Consider the following 6558-nt stretch of genomic DNA (forward strand, 5'->3'; position numbering starts at 1 on the left):
TCCTGAATGATACTACAGTAAAGGATATGCACCACCAACACTATACTAATTTTCCGAACATTCCTCAATCGGCAGGATCTACTTATGGTTTTTTTGAGCGCTTTGTGAATAATCAACGGATAATTGAGCATGGCGGTAGCATGTCAGGGTATACTAATCTGGTGTTTTTAATCCCAGAACAAAAGTTAGGTTTCTATATTGCTTACAATCGTAACAGTCTTAATGAGAATTTGCGAGACGACTTGGTTGAACAGTTTTTAGATCGTTATTATCCTGTACAGTAGACCATTACCTCACCTACTGAAACGATTATTAAACCTATCCCTGAAGCTAGCTCTAAAGCTAGCCCTCAAGCTAATAGTACCCAGCATTATAAACAGCAATATCAACAGCAATATCAACAAATTAATGGCGGCTATCGCTTCATTCGATATCCTCGAAACTCCCTGGTTAAACTAGCCATGGTTTTGCTGGAATCTGGACGATTATTTACTATTAAAACTAATCCATACCGCACCTTAACTGTATTTCCAGGAGGAAGTAAATGGGAGGAATTTGAGCCACTCCTATTTCGCTATCCTGACAGCAATATGTATATAAGTTTTCGGAAAGATAGTCAGGGTAAAATTACTGCTATGTCTTTGAGTAGTCATGTCCATTTAACCTATGAAAAGTTAGCCTGGTACGAAACTCTTGTTTTACAGGTTGGACTGGTAGGATTTTGTGTGCTAATCTTCCTATGGGGATGTTTGGTTTGGCTAATTAGACCATTAATTAGCCGCAAAAATCAAAGCTTATCTCTAGTTTCACGACATACTCGTCTGGTGGAGTTGATCATTGGTCTGATTAGTATCTTGAATTTATGCTTTTTCAGCGGGATGGGGATAGCTATTAGTATAATAGATTTCTGGGAATTTTTCTTCGGAATCCCCCCTGTGATGATTGCGTTACTTTATCTACCCATTGTCACCACAGGCTTGACTACTGTAGTATCGATTATTGGTTTACTGGCTTGGAGAGACAAAAATTGGTCTTGGATCAGACGAGGGTATTATTGTTTGAGTATGCTAGCGGCATGGCTATTTATCTGGCTCCTAAATTATTGGAATTTATTAGGATTTAAATTTTAATTTTTGTGATTAGATAAGGGGCAGCAGATAATGGGGTTTTAGTAAAACCAATTCATTCCCAATTCAATAATGACCTTGAAGTTGATTTCAATGTCAATTTAATCAAGAGCTAAGATTAATGCGATCGCATTTATTCGTGCGCCTCAGATTAATGCGATCGCTTTTATTGTATTGTGTGTATTGTGCTCAAGTTGACCTTGCCGATCCTGCCAGGCTTAGCAATCCATCACCACTTAGACCTAGGAACTAGCGCCAGCTTTATGGTCTGGGAAATTGGTCAGGTTTAAACCCCTCCTAACACACTGCCCATAGCACGAACCATATTCTGGGGCTGAAACGCATCCATAGCCGCCGTAGGCTCATACCCACAATGGACCATACAATCGGCACACTTAGGATTACCACTAGCGCGACCATACTGATCCCAATTCGTTTCCTCCAGCAATTCCTTAAAAGTGGAATAATGCCCTTCATTTAACAAATAGCAAGGCTTTTGCCACCCCAAAACACTGTAACTAGGACTTCCCCAAGGGCTACACTCGTAATCTTTCTCCCCGATCAGGAAATCCAAAAATAAAGGATTATGGTTAAAATTCCAGGTTTTCTTCCCAGCCTTCAAAGGCGCTAAAATTTCCCGGAACATCGCCTTAGTCTGTTCCCGCTTCAGGAAATGCTCCTGATCTGGTGCCCATTCATAACTATATCCAGGAGAAACCATCATGCCATCAATACCTAACATGGCCAAGAAATCAAAGAACTCCTGGATTTCCTTAGGATCAGTTCCCTCAAACACCGTCGTGTTAGTAGTCACACGAAATCCCCTAGCTTTAGCCGCTCGAATTGCCTGCACCACCTTATCAAATACCCCCTGACGGTCCACACACTGATCATGCCGTTTCCGTAAGCCATCCAAGTGAACGCTGAAAGTCAGGTAAGGGGAAGGTTGGAACTTATCCAGACACTTTTCTAACAACAACCCATTGGTACAGAGATAGACATACTTTCGCCATGCCACCAACCCCTTGACAATTTCGTCAATTTGTGGATGAAGCAGAGGTTCTCCCCCCGGAATAGAAACCACAGGAACACCACACTCTTTCACCGCAGCAAAGCACTCTTCTGGAGTCAGCTGGCGCTTGAGTATTTCCGTAGGATGCTGGATTTTGCCACAACCAGAACAAGCTAGATTACAGCGGAACAGAGGTTCCAACATCAGCACCAAGGGAAAGCGTTTACGACCCAAAAGACGCTGGGTAACAATATACTTTCCGACATCAAGAGCTTGTTGTAATTGAATTGCCATAATTCTCCTCACACCATTGAATTCAGGCGTTGCGTCAGTTTTTGAATGAATAGGAGTAGAGTGGGCATCCTGCCCGCCCCAAAAGATCCCCGAACAGGCAAGATGCCTATTCCACCTCACTCTTAAAATCATTCCATTATTAAGCAACGCTAATCATTGAGGGTAATCATAATTACCCCACAGCTTTAACTATGATCAGCCTCGCCGATAAATTAATAATACTGTTGGTGAATTGCTTTAAATCCTAGACTTTACCGCAGTTGTCAGTTTCCTCTTGCCTCTTGCCTTCCCCTCCTGGGGTTAGGGGTGGGTGCCTCTTGCCTCTTGCCTCTTGCCTGTTCCCTTACCTCAACCAATCAACAGCATCCTTGAGGGCTTTCCTAATCGAAGATTGGGGTAACCCTAACTCTCTCACCGCTTTCGAGGCATCGTAATACATCGGGTGTTGTGCCATCCGCACCCCATTGAGCGGAATAGAAGGGGTTTTGCCGAAAGCAGTTAACACGCACTCATCAATCCAAGCCATACTCAACGGTAGCCAGACCGGAACAGTTTTTTGAGGCGCACTCAATCCAGTAATTTCCCCAAGTTGCTCCAATAACGATTTGAAGGATAGATTTTGGTTACCTAAAATATAGCGATCGCCTTTTTTCCCCCGGTCTAACGCCAACAGGTGACCCTGAGCCACATCCCGCACATCAATAAAATTTAATCCCGTATCCAAATAAAACGGCATTTTCTGCTGTAAGAAGCGCACAATGATTTCTCCGGTAGGAGTTGGCTTAATATCCATTGGACCAATGGGAGCGCTAGGATTAACAATCACCACATCTTGACCAGATTCAGCTGCCTTGATCGCTTCCCGTTCAGCAAAAAACTTAGATTTTTTATAGTCACCCACCAATTTCTCTACAGGACTCTGATGGGTTTCATCCACAATTTCCCCAGGTTTACCCACACCAATAGCCGCTACTGAACTGGTGTAAACAGTGCGTTCAATCCCAGCTTTACCAGCACTTTGTAGCACATTACGGGTTCCCTCGACATTGTTACGATAGAGTAAATCTCGATCCGCTTGCCACAGGGAATAATGGGCAGCGACATGAAATAATACCTGACATCCCTGCATCAGTTGGGACAAACCTGGATCGTTTAAGTCACCGATAACGACTTCTATATCTAGACCCTGGAGGTTATCGAGTTGGCTAGTAGGGCGCACCAGAGCTCGCACGGAGTATCCTGCTTCAAGTAGCGATCGCACAACATGAGCACCGATAAACCCTGTTCCTCCAGTGACGAAAGCTTTGATTGCCATTGACGCACGCTCCTCTGTTTCCCAATTCCTTATTGCTTATAGCACTACCAATTAAGGTGTTTGACATTTCTAAACTCTGAAACTTAGTCATAGCTTACTTCTGACTTCTGACTTCTGACTTCTGACTTGCGCGTAGCGCTATACCAGAAAATAATCCTACCCAGCAATCTTCCAGCAGACTATACAATACTGGTACAACAATCAAACTCAACAATGTAGACGTAAGCAATCCACCAATAATTGCCACAGCCATCGGTTGTCGCAATTCTGCTCCTGCACCAAATCCCAATGCCAAGGGCAACATCCCCAAAATTGTCGAAGCAGTAGTCATTATAATTGGTCGCAAACGCACCACTCCCGTTTCCAGAATTGCCTCAGTGCGACTTAAACCAGCTCGACGAAGTTGGTTAACATAATCCATCAGCAAAAGTGCATTTTTGTCAAGTAGTCCCAGCAAAAAAATTAGACCAATCAGGGAAATCATGCCAAAATCACTCTGGGTGATCAGAAGTGCTAGCATTGCTCCCACAATAGATAAAGGCAACGACAAGCCCACCACCATCGGTTCTAACAATCGACCAAAAGGCAAAATTAGCACTAACAGCATACAGGTAACAGACAAGGTCAAGGTGCCAGCAAAACTCCCCAGCACATGACTACTCAGAGCCGAATCCCCCCACAGTTCTAACCTCACACCATCGGGTAAAACCAATTTGGCCACCTTTACCACCTCCTCAGTAGCATCTCCCAACCTGTGACCCTGGTTAAGGCTAGCACGAACATAAACCCCTCGCTGACCATTAACATGCTCAATCTCAGTAATCTTATTCCCTAGATTATTTTGACCAGTTGCCTCTACATCGACTAATCCTGGTAATGTCTCAATCCGAGTTTTGAGATCCGCAGCCGTATTGCCTAACACCTCTAAATCATCACCCAATAAAGCAACTTGAACCGGTTTTTGAGTAGGTAGTTCAATAAACTGAATATCTTCAACACTAGTAGTTACACCAGAGATCTTCGGCAAAGCAGCCCGCATTTTTTCCTGAACCTGAGCAGTAGTATATTGGCGATTACGTTTAAGTTTGACCTGAAGGTTACCTTTGTTCGGCTCACCCTGTACCCCCACAACCGTATAGACCGATTCCACTTCAGGAAAAGCCAGCACCGCCTCTTCTAACTGCTTAGCCACCTGCTCAGATTGCTTCAGTACCAATTGCATCCCACTGTTAATCGGAAATAGACCATTAAACCCTGACTTTGATAGTTTTGGTTTTGATAGTTTTGGTTTTACCTGCTCCCTAAGGTCTGAATTAGTATCTGAATTAGTATCTAAATTAGTATCTGAATTACTTAATTGCTTTGACTTCTCACTATTAGTATCAAACCCTCCCAAATTCAGAATCTTATTAATTAAATTACCAAATTGAGAGGCACTAGGCATCTGAGGCAACGGTGCTGTATAGGTAATCATAAATTCCCCTCGGTCTAGGGTAGGAATAAACCCCTGAGGAATTAGGGGAATCAGAGAAATCCCAGCCACCAAGCTCAATACCGCTAATGCTACTACAAATTTCCGATTCCCTAGGGACCAGCGCAGCAAATCAGGATACTTAGGATTAGACCTCAACCAAAAGTCGAAAACTACTGTCGATAATTTTTCCCTGTTTACTGTTCCCTGTTCCCTTTTCCCCTGCCTAGGTTTAAGCCAATAAACCGCAAGCACTGGGCATAAGGTTCGAGCAACTAGCAAAGAGGTAAGAACTGCTGCCGAAACCGTCAGACCAAAGGGTTTAAAGAACTGTCCTAAGTTACCACCCATTAAACCAACCGGTAGAAATACCGCCACAATGGTCAAAGTAGAAGCAGAAACCGTCAGACCAATTTCATTAGTAGCAGAAAGAGCAGCTTGTCGAGGAGACTCCCCAGCCTCCAAGTGCCGAGAAATGTTCTCGACTTCTACAATCGCATCATCAATGATAATCCCAATTACCAGAGCCAAAGCTAGTAGAGTAATGGTTTCGAGATTGAACCCATAGATAGCCATCACTATAGCGGTTCCCAGTAGGGAAATTGGAATTGCCAAGGCAGTAATTAGGGTGGCACGCCAGTTGCGCAAGAAAGTAAAAATTACCAACACTGCCAGAACAATTGCCAGTACTAAACCATCAATAGTAGATTGAGTCGCTTCCCGGATATAGTTAGCTTGAGTCACTGCTAAGACTAACTGCACCCCTGGCAAACTACCTTGTAGCCTTTGCACTGTTTCCTCTACCCGACTAACCACATCTAAGGTGTTAGCATCACCCCCTTTGATCACCTGAAAAGCCAAAGCTTCCTGTCCATTGAAGCGAATCCGAGTTGGGGTAACGGGTATGGGAGATTCGGGAGTATCTTGCCGCTGTTCCTCCTTAATAATTTCTGGTGCTTGTTTGGTCAAGTCTGAGCCAGAATTGAGAGCCGTAAAGGTAGTTTCCCCCCCTCCCAACAAATTGACTTTCAGAACTCCTGGAAGTTGAGCAATCTCTGGTAAAATACTAGTCTTAGCAATATCAGCTAATTCTTTAAGGTCTTTAGTATCACTCTTGATGGTGTAGCTAACTGCAGAGGATTCGTTCAAATTGAAGGGAATGACCTGAAAGGTTGCACCTTCAGGAAGAGCAATTTGCCACAGTGTCTTTTCAACCTCCATTGAAGAGGAGTTGAGATCGGTTCCGACATGGAAATAGAGGGTAACTACTGTTCGACCAGGGTAGGTTGAGGAAACCATCTGATCGAGTCCTGCCAAAGGGAAAAGCCTTTCCTCAATC

At 43.8% G+C, this 6558-nt stretch carries 4 protein-coding genes and 1 pseudogene; 2 read left to right on the plus strand and 3 right to left on the minus strand.

Annotation, left to right across the window (positions count from 1 at the left end; translation table 11 throughout):
• Both F6K38_RS03965 and F6K38_RS03970 read left to right on the plus strand, forming a co-directional pair.
• Window positions 1-284: pseudogene (locus F6K38_RS03965) on the plus strand (serine hydrolase); the annotation flags it as partial.
• 177 nt (window positions 285-461) lie between these two features.
• Window positions 462-1130, plus strand: a complete 669-nt coding sequence (locus F6K38_RS03970) for a hypothetical protein (RefSeq protein WP_287356124.1) — start codon at window positions 462-464, stop codon at window positions 1128-1130.
• 283 nt (window positions 1131-1413) lie between these two features.
• Here the strand turns inward: F6K38_RS03970 and hpnH are convergent, their stop codons facing one another.
• From hpnH to F6K38_RS03985, 3 genes are all read right to left on the minus strand, one after another.
• A complete protein-coding gene (hpnH, locus tag F6K38_RS03975; RefSeq protein WP_287254146.1) occupies window positions 1414-2433 on the minus strand; it encodes an adenosyl-hopene transferase HpnH in 1020 nt (339 codons plus the stop codon).
• A gap of 343 nt (window positions 2434-2776) precedes the next feature.
• Complete coding sequence (gene hpnA / locus F6K38_RS03980; RefSeq protein WP_287356125.1) at window positions 2777-3748, minus strand: hopanoid-associated sugar epimerase; 972 nt, start codon at window positions 3746-3748, stop codon at window positions 2777-2779.
• A 94-nt stretch (window positions 3749-3842) separates the two neighbouring features.
• A complete protein-coding gene (locus F6K38_RS03985; protein WP_287356126.1) occupies window positions 3843-6557 on the minus strand; it encodes an efflux RND transporter permease subunit in 2715 nt (904 codons plus the stop codon).
• Between the last annotated feature and the right edge of the window lies 1 nt (window position 6558).

It is taken from the genome of Moorena sp. SIO3B2, assembly GCF_010692525.1.
Lineage (GTDB): Bacteria > Cyanobacteriota > Cyanobacteriia > Cyanobacteriales > Coleofasciculaceae > Moorena > Moorena producens.

Excerpts from the sequence above, each read along its gene's own strand:
- F6K38_RS03970 (WP_287356124.1), top strand. The coding sequence starts at position 462 with ATGGTTTTGCTGGAATCTGGACGATTATTTACTATTAAAACTAATCCA.
- hpnH (WP_287254146.1), bottom strand. The coding sequence starts at position 2,433 with ATGGCAATTCAATTACAACAAGCTCTTGATGTCGGAAAGTATATTGTT.
- hpnA (WP_287356125.1), bottom strand. The coding sequence starts at position 3,748 with ATGGCAATCAAAGCTTTCGTCACTGGAGGAACAGGGTTTATCGGTGCT.